General features: G+C 52.5%; 1 rRNA gene. It reads left to right on the top strand.

Annotated features, from left to right (window positions below):
- Nucleotides 1-146 precede the first annotated feature (146 nt).
- Nucleotides 147-1688: ribosomal RNA gene (locus FEK46_RS22230) — 16S ribosomal RNA — on the top strand.
- Nucleotides 1689-1732 lie beyond the last annotated feature (44 nt).

Raw genomic sequence — 1732 nt, 5'->3', positions numbered from 1 at the left:
ACTGCTCTTTAACAATTTATCAGACAATCTGTGTGGGCACTCGAAGATACGGATTCTTAACGTCGCAAGACGATAAATGAATACCAAGTCTCAAGAGTGAACACGTAATTCATTACGAAGTTTAATTCTTTGAGCATCAAACTTTTAAATTGAAGAGTTTGATCATGGCTCAGATTGAACGCTGGCGGCAGGCCTAACACATGCAAGTCGAACGGTAACAGGAAACAGCTTGCTGTTTTGCTGACGAGTGGCGGACGGGTGAGTAATGTCTGGGAAACTGCCTGATGGAGGGGGATAACTACTGGAAACGGTAGCTAATACCGCATAACGTCGCAAGACCAAAGAGGGGGACCTTCGGGCCTCTTGCCATCGGATGTGCCCAGATGGGATTAGCTAGTAGGTGGGGTAACGGCTCACCTAGGCGACGATCCCTAGCTGGTCTGAGAGGATGACCAGCCACACTGGAACTGAGACACGGTCCAGACTCCTACGGGAGGCAGCAGTGGGGAATATTGCACAATGGGCGCAAGCCTGATGCAGCCATGCCGCGTGTATGAAGAAGGCCTTCGGGTTGTAAAGTACTTTCAGCGGGGAGGAAGGGAGTAAAGTTAATACCTTTGCTCATTGACGTTACCCGCAGAAGAAGCACCGGCTAACTCCGTGCCAGCAGCCGCGGTAATACGGAGGGTGCAAGCGTTAATCGGAATTACTGGGCGTAAAGCGCACGCAGGCGGTTTGTTAAGTCAGATGTGAAATCCCCGGGCTCAACCTGGGAACTGCATCTGATACTGGCAAGCTTGAGTCTCGTAGAGGGGGGTAGAATTCCAGGTGTAGCGGTGAAATGCGTAGAGATCTGGAGGAATACCGGTGGCGAAGGCGGCCCCCTGGACGAAGACTGACGCTCAGGTGCGAAAGCGTGGGGAGCAAACAGGATTAGATACCCTGGTAGTCCACGCCGTAAACGATGTCGACTTGGAGGTTGTGCCCTTGAGGCGTGGCTTCCGGAGCTAACGCGTTAAGTCGACCGCCTGGGGAGTACGGCCGCAAGGTTAAAACTCAAATGAATTGACGGGGGCCCGCACAAGCGGTGGAGCATGTGGTTTAATTCGATGCAACGCGAAGAACCTTACCTGGTCTTGACATCCACAGAACTTTCCAGAGATGGATTGGTGCCTTCGGGAACTGTGAGACAGGTGCTGCATGGCTGTCGTCAGCTCGTGTTGTGAAATGTTGGGTTAAGTCCCGCAACGAGCGCAACCCTTATCCTTTGTTGCCAGCGGTCCGGCCGGGAACTCAAAGGAGACTGCCAGTGATAAACTGGAGGAAGGTGGGGATGACGTCAAGTCATCATGGCCCTTACGACCAGGGCTACACACGTGCTACAATGGCGCATACAAAGAGAAGCGACCTCGCGAGAGCAAGCGGACCTCATAAAGTGCGTCGTAGTCCGGATTGGAGTCTGCAACTCGACTCCATGAAGTCGGAATCGCTAGTAATCGTGGATCAGAATGCCACGGTGAATACGTTCCCGGGCCTTGTACACACCGCCCGTCACACCATGGGAGTGGGTTGCAAAAGAAGTAGGTAGCTTAACCTTCGGGAGGGCGCTTACCACTTTGTGATTCATGACTGGGGTGAAGTCGTAACAAGGTAACCGTAGGGGAACCTGCGGTTGGATCACCTCCTTACCTTAAAGAACTGTTCTTTGCAGTGCTCACACAGATTGTCTGAT

It is taken from the genome of Escherichia sp. E4736 (assembly GCF_005781225.1).
Classification (GTDB): Bacteria; Pseudomonadota; Gammaproteobacteria; order Enterobacterales; family Enterobacteriaceae; genus Escherichia.
This window is presented reverse-complemented; position numbering and strand designations above follow the sequence as displayed.